This window comes from Paenibacillus sambharensis (genome assembly GCF_003233845.1).
Taxonomy (GTDB): Bacteria; Bacillota; Bacilli; order Paenibacillales; family Paenibacillaceae; genus Paenibacillus_I; species Paenibacillus_I sambharensis.
On sequence record NZ_QKRB01000045.1, the window covers coordinates 35,598 to 58,043 of the forward strand.

Genomic DNA, 22,446 nt, shown 5'->3' on the forward strand with positions numbered 1-22,446 from the left:
AGGGCTGTGCTTCCGGCTTCAATTACCGCCTGCGGAATGAACAAAGAGGAGCTGACAAGCAGATAGATCTGCTCGCAGCTCCTCTTTGCTGTGGTTGATTAGGGGTGTCTCTCTAGAACCGCTGGTTAAGGCTGCTTCAATGTGCCAAGGGCTTCGCCCATCCGGACCTTCTTGCCCGGCATAAGGTCCTCCCGGAGAAGGAACGTGTCATCTTCCATAAGCAGTACAACCGTGGAGCCGAACTCGAAATAAGCGAGCTCTCCGCCGCGTTCGGTACTCTCTGCTGCGGGATCAATGTATTTGATACTGCTCACATTCATGGCTCCGACTTTAACGACCGCGATCTCCCCGGTCTGGTGCCGGATGTAGGTGACAAGCCGTTCATTGCGGCTCAGCACCCGGCGCATCTGTCTCAGGCCAAATTCATTGACCGGGTAAACCTTGCCCTTGATATGCTCGCGCTCGACGATCCGGCCTTCGACCGGCGCGTGGATGCGGTGATAATCAGTTGGACTCAGGTAGAGCACCAGGCAGAAGCCATGCTTGTAATTCTCCATTCGCGGCGAATAGGCAAGCAGTTCCTCAATGGTGTAATCCTGGCCTTTAATATTAAAAATAGAGCCGGCATCAACGGGACCGGCGCCTGTTATTAGCGCGTCTACAGGGCTGACAACCAAATCGGGAGCCTCGTCAATTATTCTCATTCCGGGCTTCAGCCTGCGGGTGAAGAATTCGTTAAGCGTCTTGTATTCACCGATCTGTTTCTCCGCTTCGTCCACCGAAATTCCGTAAATCTTGGCAAAACGGGGGATCAGCCTGCGGCTGGCAGTGGACTGGGCAAATCGTCCGGTAAGCTGCGAAATCCACTTTCTGGAGGTAAGCTCGGTCATTGACCTCAGCAGCCATCTCATCATGCGGGTACATTCACGTCCTCTCTGGCAAGCAAACCGCTTGCCTCGCCCCTAAGTGTGCCATATCCATCTGGACAAATCAATAGACCAGGCCGATCTTAATTCTCGTTTCCTGCTGCTCCGGCACAGCAAAATATACTAGTCTTGACAGTCTCCGCATGAGATTTATCTCACGCCAGGGGCTGTTTTTTGTACAGAACTAATCTCTACTTCTTGTATAGTGCGCCGCAGCAGTCTTTTTCGCGTTCACACCTCTGTCATATTTAGTCGAAATGATGTGATTGGAATCACAGCCTAGTGAAGGGGGGCTCCATACAATTTAAGAGAGTAAATAACGGGGGGAGCTTGCTGATGAAACAGAATCAAGAGCCGCAGTTAAAGGGAACCTTGGCCGCCGTATTGGTGCTGGCCGTCATATTGGCGGCATCCTGGACAGCTGTATTTGTGCTTTTTATCAATCGATAGTCAGGGGGACTTAGGTGTGCATATTCACAAGCTCGAAAAAATATGGCTGGCAATCGGGATTGCCATGCTGGCTCTATTTCTGACCGTTCTCGGCATCTCAACCTTTGCGTTCGGTATGGCGCCGCCGGGCGGGCATCATGCGATCGACCCGGAGAAGGCGCAGGAAACAGCCCCATTCAATAGTCTCGGACTTAAGAAGCTTGGCGACAACTCATATGAAGCTGTCATGCTGGCTTTCGCATTCGGTTATGAACCGCAGACCATTGAAGTTCCTGTCGGGGCCAAGGTGAAGTTTACGTTAACCAGTACAGATGTCGTGCACGGCTTCGCAATTCCGCGGACCAACGTCAATGTAATGGTTATACCAGGTGAGGTCAGCCATGTCACGCATACGTTTGACGAGCCGGGGGAGTACTTGATTCTGTGCAATGAGTACTGCGGGATCGGACATGAAATAATGCAGGCGAAGATCGTGGTGAAAGGGTGAAGACAATAGTGAGCGCAACTGCAACCAGGATACGAGATATTGAAGCCGCAGGCTCCAAGGAGGCAGCCGAATATAATCAGCGGCAGAACAAAGTCAAGCCCGCCAAGAGCTTCACTGCGTTTGACAAGCGCGACAGCGCCCTGGTACTGGCGCATCTAATGTTCGCCTTCGCTGCGCTGCTGGCAGGGGGCATAGCTGGTCTGCTTCAAGGACTAGTACGGGGCGGCATGGTCACACTGCCTGCAGGGATCGGTTATTATCAGCTTCTGACCGCGCATGGCGTGCTGATGGCCCTTATTTTCACAACCTATTTCATTATGGGCTTTATTTATGGCGGATTGGCACGTACATTAGGAGGGAAACTGCTGGCTAGCTCGCGTGCGCTGGGCTGGGGCGGGTTTGCGGTGATGTCGCTCGGCACGGTGCTCGGTACCATTATGATTCTGCTGAACAAAGCGACGGTTCTCTACACCTTCTATGCCCCGCTTAAGGCCGACAAGCTGTTCTATATTGCGCTGGTGCTTATCGTTGTGGGGAGCTGGATCAGCGGTGCTGGGATGATTCAGAATTATGTTTACTGGAAGCGCACGCATAAGGGCCAGACCTCGCCGCTGTTTGCCTTCATGGGTATCGTCACGATGGCGCTATGGCTGATCGCCACGCTGGGTGTTGCTGTTGAGGTGCTGTTTCAGCTGCTGCCCTGGTCGCTCGGCTGGACCAAGACGGTAAACGTGATGCTCAGCCGTACCTTGTTCTGGTACTTCGGACATCCGCTGGTCTACTTCTGGCTGCTGCCGGCGTATATGTGCTGGTATGTATGCATTCCGAAAATCATCGGCGGCCGGCTGTTCAGCGACGCTCTCGCCAGGCTGTCATTCCTGCTGTTCCTGTTGTTCTCCATTCCGGTAGGCTTCCACCATCAGCTGATGGAGCCGGGCATATCTCCGTTCTGGAAATACCTCCAGGTCGTGCTTACCTTCCTCGTTGTGATCCCGTCCCTTATGACTGCCTTCTCGCTGTTCGCAACCTTCGAGCTGGCGGGTAGGGCGAGAGGCGGAACAGGCTTATTCGGCTGGCTGAAGAAGCTGCCGTGGAAGGATGCCAGATTCTTCGCGCCTTTCATGGGCATGCTGATCTTCATTCCGGCAGGCGCTGGCGGGCTCATCAATGCGAGCAATCAGATGAATGCCGTGGTCCACAATACACTGTGGGTTACCGGCCACTTCCATCTGACCGTCGCATCAAGCGTGGCGCTGACCTTCTTCGGCATCACCTATTGGCTGATTCCTGCTGTGACAGGACGGAGGCTTACCCCGCGTCTGCATAAGTGGGGCATCATCCAGACTCTTGTCTGGGCCTTCGGCATGTTTATCATGTCGGGCGCGATGCATCTGGTCGGCCTGTTCGGTGCTCCGCGCCGGACGGCGTATACCACTTACGGGGACAGTGCGGAAGGGCTGTCATGGCTGCCTTACCAGGCTGCGATGGCAATCGGTGGCATCATTGTATTCATTGGTATCCTCATTCTGATCGGCATCATCATCGGTCTGTTCCGGGCGCCGCGCGGAGAAGAGGAATTTCCAATTGCTGAGCCGGAGCCGGATGCGCTGCCTGTGCCGCGTTACCTGGAACGGTGGAGTGTCTGGATCGGCATTGCGGTTGTCCTGATTCTTGTTGCCTATACCATCCCGGTTATGGATATGCTTCAGACCGATTCACCGGGTGCGAGGGGCTATGTGACCTGGTAAAATCGCCGCTGGGACAGTGCCGTTCCGGGATGTCTCCTCCGCGTGTATGCTGGATTAAACCATGCGTTGACATGCAGGCTGCAAGGCCTGCCAGCATGATGTCCGAGGAGGGATGCATCCGTCATGGCACCGTCCAAAGCTGCTTTTATTACACCCGGCTCCTTCGTTATCCCGTCACCGAGCGGCAGCTCGGTCGAACGGGTCGTCGAACATATCGTGCCGCTGCTTGACCGAAGCAGGGTTGAACCGCGGATTTACGGCAGGTCCAGCCGCAGGCTGAAACGGATCGGCAGCGTAAGAGGCGTGCGCTGTGAACGGTTTCCCGCTGTGGATAAGGCGCTGTACGTCCGCAAGGTAGGCCGTGCGGCTGCACGCTTCGGTCCCCGGCTTATCCAGGTGGAGAACCGGCCGGCATATGCGCTCAGGCTCAAGCGTCTGCTGCCGCGATGTGCCGTGTGGCTGAACCTTCATTCCTCGACGTTTATCGGCAGCCGCTATATCAGCAGGGAGAAGCTGAACCGCTGCCTGGCAGCCGTCGACCGGATTATTGTGAACAGTCACTATCTGCTTGGCTTGGTTGCCGCCATGGCACCGCAGCACGCCCACAAGCTGCGCGTTATTCACCTGGGGGTGGATACGAACCGCTTCATGTCACGGTTTACGCCGGAGGGCATGGAGCGAAGAGCGGCACTGAGGGCGGCAAGAGGCTGGGATGGCCGCAAGGTGGTGCTGTTCGTCGGCAGGCTGATTCCGAGGAAGGGTGTTCATCACCTGCTTCGTATCGTCCCTAAGCTCGCGGCAGCACATCCCGATGTACTTGTCGTGATTGTGGGCAGTCCTTACTACGGATCACACCGTATGACAACCTATGCCCGCCGTCTCCGGCAGCTGGCAGAAGCGGCTAAGGGGCATGTCCGGTTTGTTCCGTATGTATCCTATGCCGAAGTGCCGGATTGGTTCATCGCTGCTGATGTTGCCTGTGTACCCTCCGGTGCCGATGAGGCCTTCGGGCTTGTCAATGTGGAGGCGATGGCAGCCGGACTGCCTGTTGTGGCATCACGCGCAGGCGGCATGCCAGAGATCGTGGAGGACGGGGTGACCGGCTATCTGGTTGGACCCGAGCAGCTGGCTGAAGGACTTTACGACCGGCTATCCCTGCTGTTGTCAAACGCCGAGCTGCGCAGCTTCATGGGGAGCATGAGCAGGCAGCGTGTAGAACAGTACTTCAATTGGCAGCGGGCCGCGAACCAGTGGATAGAGCTGCTGAAGGAATTCGAAGAGCAGCAGGAAATCCATCACCGGAGCCTGCTCACACGATAAAACAAGTTGACAAAAGGTACCAACGGCATTTATGCTCTAGACATGAATCCACTAGGGGCGCCCTCGCGGGCTGAGATTAGGCATCTTGCCTTTGTCCCTTCGAACCTGATCTGGGTTATACCAGCGTAGGAAAGTGGGAATGTACGGACAGTTGCCGACACCGTTTAAGGCTGGGCCGCGCAGGATGAATGGCTGCGAGGTTGCCACAGCCTGCCGGATGAAGGCCTTGGTCTCTATCATTCTGCCGCTTCCACGCCGGAAGCGGCTTTGCTGTGTTTACAGGCAGAATCCCCGCTGGGGAATGATGCAAAGCAGCGCGCTGAAGGCATGTAAGCGGAATACGGGCAAACAGGCACAGAGCCGCAGCGAGCCGCAGCGGCGCGAATGCAGCCAGCCTGCCCGGATCACATTTTCCATGCGCCTCCTACTGGATTCCAATGTACGAAATTGTACGTATACCATGGGGAGGTTTTTTTGTTATGGCAATTTTGACAAATGCACTGCCGGGAAGCCGGAAAGTATATGTGACTGGCTCAAGAGAAGATATCAAGGTTCCTATGCGGGAAATTGAGCTGTCCGCGAGCGACGTGCGGGGCGTAGAGGTGCCGAATGAGCCGCTGCAGGTCTATGATGCAAGCGGTCCTTATACCGACCCGTCCTATGTAACCGATGTGGGCAAGGGCCTGCCGGCACTGCGGGCTGCATGGATCAGCGAGCGCGGGGATACCGAGCACTACGAAGGACGTGACGTCAGACCGGAAGACAACGGCTTTCGTTCTGAAGCCAAGGTGGCGGAGCAGGGTGCAGAGCAGTTCCCGAGCCTGAACCGCAAGCCGCTGCGCGCCAAAGCGGGCCGCAATGTGTCCCAGATGCACTACGCCAAGCAGGGCATTGTGACGCCGGAGATGGAATTTATCGCAATCCGTGAGGGCATGGACCCTGAGTTCGTCCGAGCTGAAGTGGCGGCAGGCCGTGCAGTCATCCCGGCTAATATCAATCACCCGGAGAGTGAGCCGATGATTATCGGCAGACATTTCCACGTTAAGATCAACGCAAATATCGGCAACTCGGCCGTAGCTTCTTCGATTGAGGAAGAAGTGGAGAAGATGACATGGGCAACCCGCTGGGGCGCAGATACGATCATGGATCTGTCTACCGGACGCAACATACATACCACCCGGGAGTGGATCGTCCGCAATTCGCCGGTACCTGTCGGCACCGTGCCGATCTACCAGGCGCTGGAGAAGGTTAACGGCGTGGCTGAAGACCTCAGCTGGGAAGTGTTCCGTGATACGCTGATCGAGCAGGCCGAGCAGGGCGTGGATTATTTTACCATCCATGCAGGCGTGCTGCTGCGCTACGTGCCGCTTACAGCCAAGCGGGTTACAGGCATCGTTTCACGGGGCGGTTCGATCATGGCGGCCTGGTGTCTGGCCCATCACAAGGAAAACTTCCTCTATACGCATTTTGAAGAAATCTGTGAAATTATGAAGGCTTATGATATAACGTTCTCGCTTGGAGACGGCCTGCGTCCCGGCTCGATTGCCGATGCCAATGACGATGCCCAGTTTGCGGAGCTGGAGACGCTCGGCGAGCTGACGAAGATCGCATGGAAGCATGATGTCCAGGTCATGATCGAAGGGCCCGGCCATGTGCCGCTGCATATGATCAAGGAAAATGTAGACCGCCAGATGGAGGTCTGCCAGGAAGCGCCGTTCTATACGCTGGGACCGCTGACGACAGACATCGCTCCAGGCTATGACCACATTACGTCCGCCATTGGCGCGGCGATGATCGGCTGGTTCGGCACTGCGATGCTGTGCTATGTTACACCGAAGGAGCATCTTGGTCTGCCGAACAAGGAAGATGTGAAGGAAGGCGTTATCGCCTATAAAATAGCAGCCCATGCCGCAGACCTTGCCAAGGGCCACCCGCGGGCGCGGCTGCGTGACGATGCGCTGTCCAAAGCACGGTTCGAGTTCCGCTGGCGCGACCAGTTCCATCTGTCCCTTGATCCGGAGCGGGCGATGTCCTATCACGATGAGACGCTGCCGGCAGAGGCGGCGAAGAATGCCCACTTCTGCTCGATGTGCGGTCCCAAGTTCTGCAGCATGCGGATTACGCAGGATATCCGTGATTATGCGGCGGAGAACGGGCTGGAAACCCGCGAAGCGATCGAGGCGGGCATGAAGGAGCAGTCGGAGGCGTTCAAGGCATCCGGCGGGAAGATCTATGTCTAAACAAGAGCCGGATCAGCTCTTGGGCGGGAATGAACGCTATTCCCGCCAGATCCGGTTTGGGCCGATCGGCCGTGAAGGCCAGCGCCGGCTAAGCGATGCCACCGTGCTGATTGTGGGTGTTGGCGCGCTTGGCGCTTCCATCGCCCAGCATATGGTGCGGGCAGGTGTCGGGAGCGTCCGTATCGTCGACCGCGATTATGTGGAGCTCAGCAATCTGCAGCGCCAGGTGCTGTTCGATGAGGACGATGCCCGTGAGGCGCTTCCGAAGGCGGTCGCTGCGGCCGCCAAGCTGAAGCGGATTAACAGCGAGGTAAGAGTTGAGGCCTACGCCGCTGATGTGACTGCCGCAAGCGCTCCGGGGTTTGCCGAAGGCGCGGATCTGGTGCTGGATGGCACGGACAATGCGCCGACGAGGCTGGTGCTCAGCGACTTGTGCTACCGGCTCGGTATTCCTTTTCTCTATGGGGGCGCAACAGCTGCCAGCGGAATGAGCGGCGTGTTCATCCCCGGTGAAACGGCCTGCCTGCGCTGTCTGATCGGCGGCGAGGACGACGGATCAACCGAAACCTGCGATACGGCGGGGGTAATCTCGCCGACCGTCGATTTTGTCGCATCTCTGCAGGCTGCGGAGGCGCTGAAGTGGCTCACGGGAAATCATGAGGCAGTACGGCGGACCTGGCTCACGGCGGAGCTGTGGCCATTCCGGATCCGTGAGCTGCGGATGCCGCCGCCGGGCGCCGATTGTCCGGTATGCGGGGAACGTCATGTCCGCCAGACTGCGGGTGAGACTGCGGAGAATAATATTATCCCTGGAGGTAGTGAGGCTGATGCTGGTTCGGCGGCTGTTGTGCTGTGCGGACGCGATACCGTTCAGGTCACAATGGCAGGCAAGCCTGACATGCTGAAGCTTAGGGGCGAGCTGAGCCAGAAGGGCTGCAGAGTCGAGCAGAATCCGTATCTGCTGCGCACAGAGCTGCCGGATTCCGGCATCCGGCTTGTCATTTTCCCCGATGGAAGAGTGCTGGTACAGGGAACATCTGATTTGGAAGAGGCGGTGAGGCTGTGCAATGCTTATTTGCCGGCCGCATCAGCTTTGTTGCTGTAAAGAGGAGGCAGTGGACAGCTATGGGTAAAATGCGGGAGTTTTCCCTTTACGTTATTACAGGTGAGCAGTATCACCCCGGCCGCTCCATGCTGGAGGTTATGGAGGCGGCACTCGCGGGGGGAGCGGATATTGTACAGCTGCGCGAGAAAAATTTGCCGGCTTCCGAGCTGCTCGAGAAAGCGCGGGCACTCAGGGAACTGACCCGCCGCTACAATGTTCCGTTCATCGTGAATGATCATCCTGATATTGCACTCGCCGCCGAGGCGGACGGCGTGCATCTCGGGCAGGAGGATATGCCGATTGCGGAAGCCCGTGAACGGATGGGGGCTGACCGGATCATCGGGATTTCAACACATGCCATTGAAGAGGCGCGTGCAGCTGAACGTGACGGGGCCGATTATATCGGAGTCGGACCGGTGTTTCCGACTGGGACGAAGCCCGGACGGCAGGCAGTGACGACCTCGTATGTCCGGCAGGTTGCGGATGAGATCCGCATACCATGGGTTGCGATCGGCGGCATTACGCCGGATAACGCAGACCAGGTGCTGGCTGCAGGGGCTTCCAGGCTGTGCGCGGTATCGGCTGTCGTTGGCAGCAGCGATCCGGCATCCGTATGCCGGCGGCTGAAGGAGCAGATCGCTGCAGCCCGGGGAGAGCTGGTGCCGATTAAGCTGAACGGCAGGGAAGAGCAGGTTAGAGCGGGGACACTGGAGCAGCTGATACAATCCTACGGGCTGGCCGACAAGCGGATTGTGGCTGAGCTCGACGGTGCTATTGTACAGCGGAACCGGTGGGAGAGCACGCAGGTAAGGGCGGGTATGACGCTCGAGCTTGTGCATTTTGTAGGAGGGGGCTGAACATATGTCATCCGAGCAGCACCAGAAGGACGGGTTAACTATTGGCGGCAGAACGGTCAACTCCCGGCTCTTCCTCGGTACGGGACGGTTTCCGAGCCCTGCTGTCATGCAGCAGGCACTGGAGCAGTGCGGGGCCGACGTTATTACATTTGCCGTGCGCCGCGTGAATCTGGACTGGGTCCAGGATGATGCGATTCTGCAGCATCTGGAGGACCGGGGCCTGACTTACCTGCCGAATACATCCGGAGCGACGAATGCGGCGGAAGCGGTAAGGATTGCCAACTTGGCCAGAGCAGCCGGGCTCGGCAGCTGGATCAAGGTGGAGATCAGCGCCAATCCGCGTACGCTGCTGCCCGACCCGATCGAAACATTGAAGGCGACAGAGCTGCTGACGCTCGCAGGCTTTACGGTCCTGCCTTACACTTCTGATGATCCTGTGCTGTGCAAGCGGCTGGAGGAAGTCGGAGCTGCCGCTGTTATGCCAGGCGGTTCGCCAATCGGAACAGGGCTTGGCATTCTGAATCCTTATAATCTTGGTTTAATTGTTGAGGAAGCGAACGTGCCCGTCATAGTGGATGCGGGGCTTGGCAGTGCAGTAGATGCGGCTCAGGCGGCAGAGCTTGGGGCAGACGGCATTCTGGTCAACACGCCGATCGCGAAGGCGAAGGACCCCGTTGCTATGGCGAAGGCGATGGCAATGGCCTTCGAAGCGGGCAGACTGTCCCGTGCAGCCGGACGAATTCCGAAGAAGCGTTATGCCTCCGCTAGCAGCACGCCGGAAGGTGTGCCGGAAGCTTACTGGGCAGAAGGAGATTTGGGAGGCCGCAGCATCTCTCCGGAGCGGACTGCTGAACAATCTGCACACACGGGCCTGCAGGCGGGTTCAGATGCTGGTGCTGAGCGTCCCGTGACGGTGAAGGGCGGTTAACGGTATGGCAGAGCACATTCTGGTCCTTGGCGGCGGGATTATCGGATTGTCCTGTGCCTTCACGGCAGCAGAACGCGGCTTCCGCGTTACTGTAGTTGAGCCGCACATGCCCGGCGGCCAGGCCTCCGGAGCGGCGGCAGGCATGCTGGCTCCGTTCTCGGAAAATCCAGAGCAGCCGGATGATTTTTTTCACTTGTGCAGAGAAAGCCTGAAGCTCTACCCCGGGTGGATCAACCGTATTGAAGCTGCCTCCGGCGAGAAGATCGAGTGGCACGAGACGGGGAGCCTTAATGTGGTGTATCACGAAGCAGATATTAACCCGCTGTACAGCCGTATCCTGTGGCAGAACCGCTATGGAGCCGATGCCCGGCTGGTTATGCCGGAAGAGCTGCGTGAGATGGAGCCTGCACTGTCTCACGATGTGAAGGCTGCCGTATACTATCCGCACGAAAGCCATGTGTATGCTCCGGGGCTTGTGGCTGCGCTGGAGAAGGCATGCATCGCACGGGGGGTAACCATCGTCTGCCAAGCCGGAGACGTAGAAGATGTGCGTGTATCGGATTCGGGTATTGCTGTCACAACAGCGAATGCGGGAGACCTGTGGGCCGACCGGCTGGTTGTCTGTGCTGGGGCGTGGTCGGGCTTGTACGAGCGCTGGTTCGGCATCACGGTTCCCGTTCATCCGATCCGCGGGCAGATCTGCGCTTATGAGGTTCCTTTTGGCGAGGTCCGCCACATGATTTTCTCACCGCAGGCATACTGGACATCCAAGGCTAACGGAACACTGGTATGCGGAGCATCGGAGGATGTCGCCGGATTTGACACCTCTGTAACCGACAAGGGAATTGGCCGGCTGGTCCGCTATGGACCGAAGACACTGCCCATGCTGGAACAGCTGCCTGTGGTGCACCGCTGGGCGGGCCTCCGTCCCGCGACCCGCGATGGCCGGCCGCTGCTCGGCTTTGTCAGCGGAATGCCGCAGGTGGTGATGGCAGCAGGCCATTACCGCAACGGTATCCTGCTCAGTCCGGTCACCGCGGAAGCGGTCGTCAGCCTGCTGGAAGGCCGGCCGGCTCCGGTGCCGCTGACAGCATTCTCGCCAGGCCGGTTCACAGCCGTTGCGGGAGGGGGAAGGTTCAGATGATGAGGAAAATGCAGCAGAGCCAGCAGCGAGAGTACCCGCTGGCATTGACGATTGCCGGTTCTGATTCAGGCGGCGGAGCAGGGATTCAAGCAGATCTGAAGACCATGCAGGAGCTTGGCGTGTTCGGAACGAGTGCCTTGACAGCTGTAACCGCACAGAACAGCATGGGCGTGCATGGCGTATACCCGCTGTCCGTGGAAACAGTTGCCGCGCAGATGGATGCTGTGCTGTCGGATATGGGTGCCGATAGCGTCAAGACAGGCATGCTGTTTGCGCCTGATATTATCCGCGTGGTATCCGCGAAGCTGGGACAGTACGGAAGAATACCGGTTATCGTAGATCCGGTTATGATTGCCAAGGGCGGGGCTCCGCTGCTTCAGGAGGAAGCGGTGGAGACGATGAAGGTCCATCTGTTCCCGCTGTCGGAAGTGGTGACGCCGAACATACCGGAAGCCTGTGCACTGCTTGGGCTGCAGGAGGATGATATCCGGAGCGAGGCGGATATGGCGGAGGCCGGCCGGGCGCTGCTCCGTTATGGCTGCGGCGCCGTACTGATCAAAGGCGGTCACCTTCCGGCAGGATCAGCGGGAGGAGAATGCGTCGATGTGCTGGTAACTGGCGGAGCGGAGCCCTCCATGTTCCGTACGCCAAGACTGCCAACCAGGCATACGCATGGAACGGGCTGCACGCTGTCTTCTGCTATTGCGGCTATGCGGGCGCGCGGCGAGAATCTGCCAGACGCGGTCAGGGCAGCCAAGCATTTTGTCACCGCTGCTATCGCAGCGTCAGTGCCGACGGGACAGGGAATCGGCTCCTTGTGGCATGCCGCTCACAGGGAGGTTCCTGCAGGACGGTAGCGTGAGGTGGCCCTATTAGTTCCAAGATTTTGGCTGCTGATAGGAGAACACTGTGACGATGTCAGGAAATTTTTGAAAGATATCAATGAAAGAGACGGAGATCACCCATTGCGGGAGGTCTCCTTTTTATTGGCTCTGTAGAAGTCAATAGTATATATCCTATTTTGGATTTATACCAAGATGCCATTAGAGATAGTTTCTTTGCTCCCTTTCTTCCGTACTTATTATTCCTCCCTCGCTGCCCCTCTTTCAAAAGCCGTTAGATGGTTTCTTGATGTATCCCTCAGTCTGGTGAAAACGGCACGCATATCAGACGGAATTTCAAACGTCAGAAATCGTTCGTACATTGCGATGTTGTCAATTTCGCCTTCAACACCAAGTGAGTAAGCGTTTTTTAATGTTGAAGGTACGGAAACTAATGTGGGCGCAATGTTTTGAGGAACTGGTGTATTATACTTTTGGAAAAGCGGCAAGAGTGCTTCAATATGTCTCTGTTCGGCTTCTTTGATTTGTACGAAAGTCCTTACATCCCCGAATGCGTTAATTACCTCATCATATCTGGCCTGCGCTAAATATTCATCTTCAATTGCATAAGTAAGCATAGATGGCAGCGTATAGGATGAAGCTTGCAATGCTCCTTTTGCCCCGTAATCTGACGGTTCAGGCTGCCTGCATGCTCTAACTTCGGATGGAACGGTCAGGAAGGACAGAAACCATACAGCGTGATTTTGTTCGTCTGCAGAGGCGCGGCGGAATTTTTCCTGGATCGCCGGGTCAGAAGCCTTCTCGGCAATATCTAAATAAAAGTCTGTTGTCTCTTGTTCGTCCTTAAACGAAGCCCAAAGCCTATCTGTATAGCTTCCCTCGCATTGTTCGCTCATTTGAGGCATATGCTGACTGCCGGTTAAATTCACATAAATCTGCGAAAAAGTCTGATAATGCCGGATTTCATCTTGTCTTATCTCCTGAATTTGTTTTCGAACATCCTCGTTAGGCGCCAGGTTTGCTAGTTGCTCATAACAAGTAATTGCACTGTGCTCGCCGTTAATCGCTTTTGCAATATCATCAACTAACTGCCTGTCGCTTGACCTGTAAAACCTATATTGGTTGGGGTAATACATACATGGTCTCCCTTCAAACAAGAATACTTACACAATATGGGCTTAGGTTATTATGGTGATTTGTCCTTGATTTAGGTGGCTGATATTTTCGGAGTAGATGAAAACAATACGATTGCGGGTGATAGGCGTGGAGGAGCACTTTATCATTCTAGGCAGGAGTGCTGCTGCTTTCATAATATATTTGCTGATAACAAGAATTTTGGGCAAGCAGACATTATCGAATATGACATTTCACGATTTTGTCGCCGCAATCATATTAGGAGCGATCTCTGCAAACCTGGCCTTTAACGGGAAAATTCAAGTGACACATTTCCTTATTTCTATCGGTGTGTTTACTGGGGTGTCATACCTTCTCTCTAAATTAGCGGTGAAAAGCCGTAAGATAAGGAAAGTTATTTCGGGAGCGCCAACCGTATTAATTGAGAACGGAAAGATTCTTGAGGGAAATATGAAGAAGAATAAATACACGCTGGATGCGCTCAATGAAATGTTACGGGAAAAGGTTATTTATGACATAAATGAGGTTGAATATGTAATACTTGAGAGTAATGGGCGTATTTCGGTTATGCGCAAGAAGGAGTATAAAACCGTTACGTTAAAGGATTTGAATATGATAGTACCAGGAGAACAACGGTTCCCTGTGGAACTGATCATGGATGGACAAGCGATAAATGAAAATATGAGCCACGCTGGTGTAAGTATGGAAAAGCTTGTTGATGATGTAAAGAAACGAGGGAGAAGTCTCGAAGAGGTGTTCTATGCTGTAAGAAGTACGGACGGAGCAATTTATTACGACTTTCACTCGGACAGAATTATGCGGCCAATTGATAAAGAATAAAGGGCTTGAGCAGCACCGCTAGGAAAATCTCCCCTGATGCCCCCCACAATTAATCATTGGCCCCTGGACACGCCCCTGCCGCGTCAGTCTGCCTATTTTCCGCCCATAGACGCTTATCCTCAGTGACCTGCCTATAGACTCATGCATAAGATGCCCTATATTACCAAGTACGAAGGAGAGGGCACATGGCTAAGAACAGGAAGGGCAGGCCGGTAAAAGGAACCCGCAAGCGCAGGCCGCTTTATTATGTGGATAATCCAAAGACTTCGGAACTCAGTATGCTGGACGAATGGAATGCAGGCTCAGAAGCAGAATTGTCCGGGGGCAGCAGTGTCACGCCCAAGCCGAGGAATACGGCTAAGGTACATGCTGCGGGAAGCCGGATTTTTGCACCGAAACCGATAGTTGAGCCAATTGATTATTCACCTTCTTATTGGGAGGAATTGAGTGATCTGGATGAACTGGACGGTCTGGATGATCTCGATGAACCCGATGAACCCGATGAACCCGCTGAACTAAAAAAACCGGGTAACGTCATCCGGGATGCAGGGCAGCAAGAGCAGGAGCGCTTGAACAGGCTGGGCAGGCTTGAGGAGAAGAAGCTGCCTGATAAACCAGCTCCCATTATCTATACCGATGACCTGGCGGATGAATCTGTCACGGGGGCGAAAATTTCGCGCGGGGCAATTGACTCGGAGCGACTGAAGCCGGGCAGCATTACTGCAAAATCACTCGCAGATTATGCGGTAGAGAGCATTAAGCTGGCCGACCGCTCGGTTACGAGCACGAAGCTGGCTCATGAGTCGGTAGAGGAAGCCCATCTGGCTGCTAATTCCATTACCGGACGGAAAATCGCCGACCGCTCCATTACTGGCGATAAGCTCGCGGAAGGCAGCATCTCTTCGGAGAAGCTGGCGGACCGCACAATCAGCTCCGACAAAATCGCCGAGCGTTCAATTGGTCCGCGGCATCTCCAGGAAGCGTTCGTAACAACGGAACTGCTGGCCGACCGTTCGGTTACAGGAGACAAAATTATCAGCGGAGCAGTGGTGAGCGAGCATTTGGCCAATGAAGCTATAGATACGTCTAAGCTTGCTGACAATGCGGTCACAACGTCTAAACTGCGTAACGACAGCATTACGGGCAGCAAAATTAAGGATGGAGCTATAACTGGCAGCCATCTGCAGGATGGCCTGCTGCTGGCTCAGCATGTAGCACTTGGGGCAATCGAGGGAAAGCATCTGGCCCCGGAGTCGGTATCCGCAGATCACCTGGCGGCTTCATCAGTGGGCAGCAGGGCGCTGCAGACCGGAAGCGTAGGAGCCGAGCAGATGGTAACCGGGGCGGTTGGTGATCTGCAGCTGTCAGCAGAAGCGGTAAGGGCAAGGCATATTAAAACCGGGGAAGTCACCACAGGTCATTTGGCCGATGGAAGCATTACGACGGCAAAGCTTGCTGAACAGTCCATTACGACGATCAAGCTGGGGAACCATGCCGTCACGTCTACCAAGCTCGCGGATCAAAGTATTATTGCCAGTAAAATTGCAGCCGATGCCGTGACAGGAAGACATCTGGTGAAAGGGATCATTACATCTGATAAATTGGCGGACAGTTCCGTCAATGAGCAGCATCTGCGCGAGTCTGCGGTGCGGGCGAGGCATATCCTGCCAGGCTCCATCCAGAAGCAGCATGTGGAAGACGGTGCGGTCACGAGCGTTCACCTGGCGCCTGGCACTGTCAGTGATAAGCATATTCAGGCTGGTGCTGTGAGGAGCGCTCACCTGGCAGACGGATCAGTAGACCAGAGCAAGCTCGCTGAGAACAGTGTAAACGGCTATGCCATAGGTAACAGCATGGTGCAGAGCAGACATCTGGCTGACGGATCTATTACGTTTGATAAGCTGGCCGAAGGGGCAGTCAGATCTGAACATCTCGCTCGGGGTGCTGTAAGATCAGAGGCCATACGGAATGGTGCAGTCCAAGCGGATCATCTGGACAAAGGCGCAGTTGCACCGATCCATCTGTCAGCGGCAGCTGTCAGCGAAGAAGCGATTCAGGATGGTGCGGTATCGGAGGATAAGCTGCAGAACGAGATCATCAGGAGCCAGCATCTTACGGCAGGCGCGGTGCTGTCGAAGCATATCGGTGACTATGAGGTTAACTCGCTCAAGCTATCACCTGAAAGTGTATCCACTGATAAACTGACGGAGCTTGCGGTAACGGATTCGAAGCTGGCAGACGGAGCAGTAACGTCCAGGAAGCTGGCGGATGAGGCGGTAACCGGCGGGAAAATCGCGATAGGTGCTGTGGAGACAGCAGCTCTGGCAGACGGATCGGTAACAGCTGAGAAGCTGGCAGCTGGCGCAGTATGTGCCGAGCACCTGCAGGCAGGATCGGTGGACGGAAGCCGATTGGCGGCAGGAGCTATTGAAGCGGAGCATATCGCCGGTCAGGCAGTAGGCAGCGGTCAGATAGCGGACGGTGCCGTTGCAGCGAAGAAGCTGGCGGATGCGTCGGTGACGTCCTGGAAACTCGCGGACGGTGCGGTAACCGGCGAGAAAATCGCGGCAGGGGCCGTGGAGACAGCAGCGCTGGCTGACGGTGCAGTTGCAGCAAAGAAGCTGGCGGATGCGTCGGTGACGTCCTGGAAACTCGCGGACGGTGCGGTAACCAGCGGGAAAATTGCAGCAGGAGCTGTAGAGACAGCAGCGCTGGCAGACGGTGTGGTAACGGCTGAGAAGCTGGCAGCTGGCGCAGTATGTGCCGAGCACCTGCAGGCAGGGTCGGTGGACGGAAGCCGATTGGCGGCAGAAGCTGTTGCAGCGGAGCATATCGCCGATCAGGCGGTAGGCAGCAGTCAGATAGCGGATGGAGCCGTTGCAGCGAAGAAGCTGGCAGATGCGTCGGTAACGTCCTGGAAGCTAGCGGAGGGTGCAGTAACCGGCAGAAAAATCGCGTCAGGCGCAATTACAGCGGAGCATATCGCCGATCAGGCGGTAGGCAGTAGTCAGATAGCGGACGGCGCAGTGGCAGCCAAGAAGCTGGCAGATGGAGCAGTAACGTCCTGGAAACTGGCGGAGGGTGCGGTAACCGGCAGAAAAATCGTGGCAGGAGCCGTGGAGACAACCACACTGGCAGACGGAGCGGTAACGGCTGAGAAGCTGGCAGCAGGCGCAGTAGGCGCCGAGCACCTGCAGGCAGGATCGGTGGACGGAAGCCGGTTGGCTGCAGGAGCAGTAGGTTCGGAGCATATCGCCGTTCAGGCGGTAGGCAGCGGGCTGCTGGCGGATGACGCAGTCATTACAGAGAAGCTGGGGAACGCATCAGTTACGTCCGAGAAGCTGGCGGAAGAGGCGGTAACCGGCGGGAAAATCGCGTCAGGAGCCGTGGATACAGTCGCACTGGCAGATGGAGCGGTGACGGCTGAGAAGCTGGCAGATGACACAATTGTCGCCAGGCACCTGGCGGCAGGATCGGTGGACGGAAGCCGGTTGGCACCACGTGCAGTTGGAGCGGAGCATATCGCCGGTCAGGCGGTAGGCAGCGGCCAGATAGCGGACGGTGCAGTTACAGCGAAGAAGCTGGCAGACGGTGCAGTAACGTCCGGGAAGCTGGCGGATGAGGCGGTAACCGGCGGGAAAATCGCGTCCGGGGCCGTGGAGACAGCCGCGCTGGCAGACGGAGCGGTCACAGGGGAAAAGCTGGCAGCTGGCGCGATAGGCGCCGAGCACCTGCAGTCTGGCATGGTGGACGGAAGCCTCCTGGCGTCCGGGGCAGTTGCAGCGGAGCATATCGCCGCTCAGGCGATAGGCAGCGAGCAGATAGCGGACGGAGCGGTGACAGCTGAGAAGCTGGCGGATGGAGTGGTGACAGCTGAGAAGCTGGCAGCTGGCGCAATAGGGGTCGAGCACCTGCAGGCAGGGGTGGTGGACGGAATCCGGTTGGCATTCGGGGCAGTTGCAGCGGAGCATATCGCCGGTCAGGCGGTAGGCAGCGGCCAGCTGGCAGACGGAGCGGTGACAGCTGAGAAGCTGGTGGATGGCGCGGTCACAGCGGAGAAGCTGGCAGCTGGCGCAGTCATTACAGAGAAGCTGGCGGATGAGGCGGTAACCGGCGGAAAAATCGCATCAGGAGCCGTGGACACAGCCGCACTGGCAGACGGAGCAGTCACAGCGGAGAAGCTGGCAGCTGGCGCAATAGGCGCCGAGCACCTGCAGCCAGGCATGGTGGACGGAAGCCTCTTGGCGTCAGGGGCAGTTGAAGCGGAGCATATCGCCGGCCAGGCGGTATGCAGCGGACAGATAGCGGATGGTGCAGTTACAGCGAAGAAGCTGGCAGACGGCGCAGTAAGGTCTGGTAAGCTGGCGGATGAGGCGGTAACTGGCGGAAAAATCGCGTCCGGGGCCGTGGAGACAGCCGCGCTGGCAGACGGAGCGGTCACAGCGGAGAAGCTGGCAGCTGGAGCAGTAGGCGGCGAGCAGCTGGCGGACGGAGCGGTGACGGCTGAGAAGCTGGCAGCTGGAGCAATAGGCGGCGAGCACCTGCAAGCAGGGGTGGTGGACGGAAGCCGGTTGGCGACCGGGGCAGTTGCAGCGGAGCATATCGCAAGTCAGGCGGTAGGCAGCGAGCAGCTGGCAGACGGAGCGGTCACAGCGGAGAAGCTGGCAGCTGGCGCAGTTGCGGGAGATAAGCTGGCAGACGGAGCAGTCACTATTACGAAGCTGGCAGCGCGCTCTATAACCAGCAGCCACATTATACCGGGTTCTGTAACGACTGAGATAATTGACAATGCAGCAATTACGAAGGAGAAGCTTGCGCCGGAACTTATGGAGGAGCTGCTTGCCTCCATGCCGGTACAAGAGCAGGTTGGCCAGTTTACTGAAGGAGCTATCTGCGGTGAACTGCTGGCAGAAGGGGTCGTTGGCACGGGCCATTTGCAAGACAATATCATTGAAGGACGCCATATTCGGGAGGGTGCTGTCCATGCAAGTCATATTGCGGATGGCAGTCTGAAACCTTCCAAGCTCTCCTTCCAGCCGATCCACGCCTCACCTGGTTTGACGGGTGAAGTGCTTCAGCAGTTTGGAGTTGCTGTATTTGCCTTTGAGGGCATGGAAGAGCAGATGGATATTGTGATAGCCTTCGATGATGCCTTTAACGATCAGAGCTATGTCATGACGGCTTCTACGAACCACCCTTACTGTCATGCTTATATCAAACAAAAGTTCCGTGACTTTGCCGTTATCTCCGTTGTTCGTCAGCGGATTGGTGCAATAGAGGCAGGCGAACTGAACTGGATCGCAGTCGGTTAAACGGACCCGGGCAGTAGGGTTGAATGCTTACGGGCGAAAGAGTCAGCATGATGAGTAATAGGCAGTAAGATAGACATGGCGGTGCTGGGGAGGCTATCCCTGCGCCGCCATTTTTGACTTTTGCCTCGAAGGAGAAAACAACAATATCCCCGGTTGTCCTTATTTACTCCCGATACACTCCCCGGTTCAATCATTCTCCGTCATGCGACAGCGCTTATTCCGGCGTCATTTCTCTCCTGACTGCGATGCTGCACGTCTTACGAATCTCACATAACAGCTCCGTTCTTATGCCGTGTTACCTCCAGCAGCAGTGCCGTATCGTAAGCAGCAGGCAGAAAAAACGGCTTTTGTCTGGTTCCAACCGTACAGGTGCCGATACCGCACCTGTCTCCCGTACATACAATGAGATGGAAAAGGCCGGCGAAAGCGGTGGTTACCGGATATCCCTGCCGCTTGCCCATGCAGCCGGCCGCTTACGCAGCAGAGTTGCGTTAGGGAGGTGAGGGCATGAAGCCGGTTCGGCGAAAGGCAGCCGGCAGCCGGGGGCGAGGACGGGCCGGAGCCCGCAAGGGGCGCAGGCTGGTCCAGGCCAGGCGGAAGCCGCGTGCCGCACAGAGAAGGATAAGAGTCAACAGGAAGGGTAAGCCAGGCAAGACGGATAGTAAGCAGTCAACTGCCTGGAAAGAGAACATGCAGTCCAGTCCTGTCGCGGATGAGGAGTCATACTCCGGGCCGCCTGAAGGGGCAGGTTCACCGCCGGTCGTGTCGGTAATCATTCCGGTTATGAATGAAAGAAGAACAATAGCGGCAGTTATCAAGGAAGCAAGGAAGGTGCATCCGTCAACCGAGGTGATCGTCGTTGTGAACGGCTCGACGGACGGATCAGCAGAAGCAGCCCGCAGAGCTGGAGCAGTTGTGCTCGAATACGACCACGCGCTCGGGCATGATGTAGGCCGAAGCATCGGAGCAATGTCGGCAGGCGGGAAGGTGCTCCTGTTCATTGACGGTGATTTTGTTATCACTGCCGGAGAGCTGCGGCCTTATGTCCGGGCTGTCCTCGAACAGAAGGCGGATGTTGCCCTGAATAATTACCATGGACCCCGGCGGCGCAGGCAGGTGCATAACGTCGTACTCGCCAAGCATGCGCTCAATGCGATGCTGGGGCTCCCTGAGCTTGGCGGAGCATCCTTGACTGCTGTGCCTCACGCTATCAGCCGAAGGGCAATGACGGTTATTGGGACAGAAGCACTCGCCGTTCCGCCGCTCGCTCAGGCTAAGGCGGCAAGTGCTGAACTGGATATCCGGCTGGTTGACCGGGTACCAGTCGGCATTCGCAACCGTAAACGCCAATCAAGGGAACGCCGCAGCCCGCTTGAACGGCTGGTTACCGGCGATCATCTGGAGGCAGCGGCATGGCTGATTGGACAGCGGGGCCGGCGGGGCGGCTGTACGGATTTGCTGCGCAAACGGCAGCATTGTGAGGTGAGATGATGAAGAGGAGGCATGCTGCAGGATACCTCGGCAGGAAGAAACGTAAAGCCGGGGGACGGGGCAGGGCACGCAGCAGCCGGACGGGACGAAGAAGGGCTGCCGGTACCGCTTACGTACTGCCAGAGCATCAGTCCGCGGCAGCGGTTGTTTCGGTACAAAATGAAGAACAGACGATAGGCAGGGTGCTTCAAGAGCTGCGAAAACTTCCGCTTTGCGACATCATCACGGTTATTAACGGTACGACAGACGGCAGTCTTGCTGCGGCGCTGGATGTGCCGGGAATTACAATTGTTCACATGCCTGAACCTTTGGGCCATGATGTCGGCCGGGCGGTCGGCGCAGGAATGACCGATGCCGATATCGTGCTGTTCGTGGATGGCGATCTGCCAGTGCCCGCATCTGAACTCATGCCTTTCCTGACAGCCGTCAGCAAGGGGGCGGATGTGGCGCTGAATGATATCATGCCTTACCTCGGCAGGTTTGACAGGTGGGATGATGTTTCGGTGATCAAGGCATTCGTTAATACCGCACTTGGCCGCCGCAGCTTAAGAGCCAATTCGCTGACATCGGTTCCTCATGCCTTGTCACGCAAAGCGCTGGAGACGATAGGCACCGGCCGGCTGGCCGTACCACCGGCAGCGCAGGCTGCAGCGATTCTTGCGGGGCTGAAGGTGACGGCCTGCTATAGTGTGGACGTGATAACCCGCAACCGGGTTCGGAGGACCAATACGGGAAGAGGGAATGATGTGGCGAGGCTTATTATGGGGGACCACATGGAAGCGCTCAGTAATGCTATGGAGCAGGAAGGTCCGCGGCTCGGATTGCCGGATCTTGTACGCAGGCGCGAGGCAGCAGGGGGTGACAGACCATGGGGCACGGGCTGACGAGTATTATCATACCAGGCCATAACGGGCTGCAGCTGCTGCAGGACTGCGTAGCCTCCATCCGCAGGTATACCGACGAGTCCGTAACGCCCTATGAAATCATTGCGGTGGATGACGGGTCTACGGACGGCACGGCGGCGTGGTGCGCGGCGGAACAGGTTCCCTTCGTTCGGCTTCCGGCCTCGCATGGCTATCCAAAGGCATGCAATGCCGGTTTGCGGCTTGCTTCCGGGCGCAATCTGCTGCTGCTTAATAACGACGTGACAGCGACGCCAAGGTGGCTTCAGAATCTGCTAACCGCACTTCACAGCGGCAGCGATATCGGCATGGCCGGTCCTGTTACCAATTACGCAAGCGGACGCCAGCAGGTAGACTATCCTTTTGCGGATATGGACGAATTCCAACGAATTGCCGGGGAGGTAAATCAGTCGGACCCTGGCAAGTGGGAGGAAGTCCAGCGGCTGGTCGGATTCTGTATGGTGATTAAGCGTGAGGTATATGAACGTGCCGGCAGACTCGATGAACAATTTGCTCCAGGACACTATGAAGATGACGATTACTGCAGGCGCGTACATGGACTTGGCTGCAGGATGCTGATGTGCAGGGATACGCTCGTTCATCATACGGGCAGTGCCAGCTTCAACCGCACAGACCGGCAGGAGCTCCAGGCACTCCTGGAACGCAACAGAAAGCTGTTTATTGAAAAATGGAACACTGATCCGGCGCAGTTCATGTAAG

At 56.6% G+C, this 22,446-nt stretch carries 17 protein-coding genes, 1 pseudogene and 1 riboswitch; of the genes and pseudogenes, 15 read left to right on the forward strand and 3 right to left on the reverse strand.

What is annotated here, in order from left to right:
- Positions 1-125: 125 nt before the first annotated feature.
- Positions 126-914 (reverse strand): archaetidylserine decarboxylase, encoded by a 789-nt coding sequence (asd, locus tag DNH61_RS14610; protein ID WP_181438721.1) that lies wholly within the window; start codon positions 912-914, stop codon positions 126-128.
- A gap of 348 nt (positions 915-1,262) precedes the next feature.
- Here asd and DNH61_RS14615 point away from each other — a divergent pair, with 348 nt between their 5' ends.
- From DNH61_RS14615 to thiD, 10 genes and pseudogenes are all read left to right on the forward strand, one after another.
- Positions 1,263-1,376 carry a cytochrome c oxidase subunit 2A gene (locus tag DNH61_RS14615; protein ID WP_111147420.1) on the forward strand — a complete coding sequence of 38 codons (114 nt, stop codon included), beginning with the start codon at positions 1,263-1,265 and terminating at the stop codon, positions 1,374-1,376.
- A gap of 16 nt (positions 1,377-1,392) precedes the next feature.
- Positions 1,393-1,863 carry a cytochrome c oxidase subunit II gene (locus tag DNH61_RS14620; protein WP_111147421.1) on the forward strand — a complete coding sequence of 157 codons (471 nt, stop codon included), beginning with the start codon at positions 1,393-1,395 and terminating at the stop codon, positions 1,861-1,863.
- Between the two features lie 140 nt (positions 1,864-2,003).
- Entirely contained in the window at positions 2,004-3,611 is a 1,608-nt protein-coding gene (locus DNH61_RS14625; protein WP_281272406.1) for a cbb3-type cytochrome c oxidase subunit I, read from the forward strand.
- Positions 3,612-3,734: 123 nt separating this feature from the next.
- Entirely contained in the window at positions 3,735-4,931 is a 1,197-nt protein-coding gene (locus tag DNH61_RS14630; RefSeq protein ID WP_111147422.1) for a glycosyltransferase family 4 protein, read from the forward strand.
- Between the two features lie 43 nt (positions 4,932-4,974).
- Positions 4,975-5,080: riboswitch (TPP riboswitch) on the forward strand.
- A gap of 330 nt (positions 5,081-5,410) precedes the next feature.
- Complete coding sequence (thiC, locus tag DNH61_RS14635; RefSeq protein WP_111147423.1) at positions 5,411-7,171, forward strand: phosphomethylpyrimidine synthase ThiC; 1,761 nt, start codon at positions 5,411-5,413, stop codon at positions 7,169-7,171.
- Positions 7,164-8,276, forward strand: a complete 1,113-nt coding sequence (locus tag DNH61_RS14640) for a ThiF family adenylyltransferase (protein WP_111147424.1) — start codon at positions 7,164-7,166, stop codon at positions 8,274-8,276. The genes thiC and DNH61_RS14640 overlap by 8 nt, the downstream gene beginning before the upstream one ends.
- A 20-nt stretch (positions 8,277-8,296) precedes the next feature.
- Entirely contained in the window at positions 8,297-9,133 is an 837-nt protein-coding gene (thiE, locus tag DNH61_RS14645) for a thiamine phosphate synthase (RefSeq protein ID WP_342771444.1), read from the forward strand.
- Between the two features lie 4 nt (positions 9,134-9,137).
- Positions 9,138-9,905: pseudogene (locus DNH61_RS14650) on the forward strand (thiazole synthase); the annotation flags it as partial.
- A 160-nt stretch (positions 9,906-10,065) separates the two neighbouring features.
- Positions 10,066-11,205, forward strand: a complete 1,140-nt coding sequence (thiO, locus tag DNH61_RS14655; RefSeq protein ID WP_111147426.1) for a glycine oxidase ThiO — start codon at positions 10,066-10,068, stop codon at positions 11,203-11,205.
- Positions 11,202-12,062 (forward strand): bifunctional hydroxymethylpyrimidine kinase/phosphomethylpyrimidine kinase, encoded by an 861-nt coding sequence (gene thiD, locus DNH61_RS14660; protein WP_245948186.1) that lies wholly within the window; start codon positions 11,202-11,204, stop codon positions 12,060-12,062. The genes thiO and thiD overlap by 4 nt, the downstream gene beginning before the upstream one ends.
- A gap of 224 nt (positions 12,063-12,286) precedes the next feature.
- Here thiD and DNH61_RS14665 read toward each other — a convergent pair whose 3' ends face one another.
- Positions 12,287-13,183, reverse strand: a complete 897-nt coding sequence (locus DNH61_RS14665) for a ferritin family protein (RefSeq protein WP_111147427.1) — start codon at positions 13,181-13,183, stop codon at positions 12,287-12,289.
- A 97-nt stretch (positions 13,184-13,280) separates the two neighbouring features.
- Between DNH61_RS14665 and DNH61_RS14670 the strand changes: the two genes are divergently transcribed.
- Positions 13,281-14,021 carry a DUF421 domain-containing protein gene (locus tag DNH61_RS14670; protein ID WP_181438722.1) on the forward strand — a complete coding sequence of 247 codons (741 nt, stop codon included), beginning with the start codon at positions 13,281-13,283 and terminating at the stop codon, positions 14,019-14,021.
- 185 nt (positions 14,022-14,206) lie between these two features.
- Positions 14,207-19,333 (forward strand): WIAG-tail domain, encoded by a 5,127-nt coding sequence (locus tag DNH61_RS14675; protein WP_111147428.1) that lies wholly within the window; start codon positions 14,207-14,209, stop codon positions 19,331-19,333.
- Between the two features lie 266 nt (positions 19,334-19,599).
- On the opposite strand, the gene DNH61_RS14680 is transcribed toward DNH61_RS14675, so the two are convergent.
- Complete coding sequence (locus tag DNH61_RS14680) at positions 19,600-19,794, reverse strand: hypothetical protein (RefSeq protein ID WP_111147429.1); 195 nt, start codon at positions 19,792-19,794, stop codon at positions 19,600-19,602.
- Between the two features lie 46 nt (positions 19,795-19,840).
- Between DNH61_RS14680 and DNH61_RS14685 the strand changes: the two genes are divergently transcribed.
- Genes DNH61_RS14685 through DNH61_RS14695 form a run of 3 tightly spaced genes read left to right on the forward strand, consistent with a single transcriptional unit; the run spans position 19,841 to position 22,445 of the window.
- A complete protein-coding gene (locus DNH61_RS14685; protein ID WP_111147430.1) occupies positions 19,841-20,824 on the forward strand; it encodes a glycosyltransferase family 2 protein in 984 nt (327 codons plus the stop codon).
- Positions 20,821-21,708, forward strand: coding sequence for a glycosyltransferase (locus tag DNH61_RS14690; RefSeq protein WP_111147431.1), 888 nt, complete (start codon positions 20,821-20,823; stop codon positions 21,706-21,708). The genes DNH61_RS14685 and DNH61_RS14690 overlap by 4 nt, the downstream gene beginning before the upstream one ends.
- The gene (locus DNH61_RS14695; protein ID WP_111147432.1) at positions 21,693-22,445 is read left to right on the forward strand and encodes a glycosyltransferase family 2 protein; all 753 of its coding nucleotides are present in this window, start codon (positions 21,693-21,695) and stop codon (positions 22,443-22,445) included. Before DNH61_RS14690 ends, DNH61_RS14695 begins: the two co-directional genes overlap by 16 nt.
- Position 22,446: the final 1 nt, after the last annotated feature.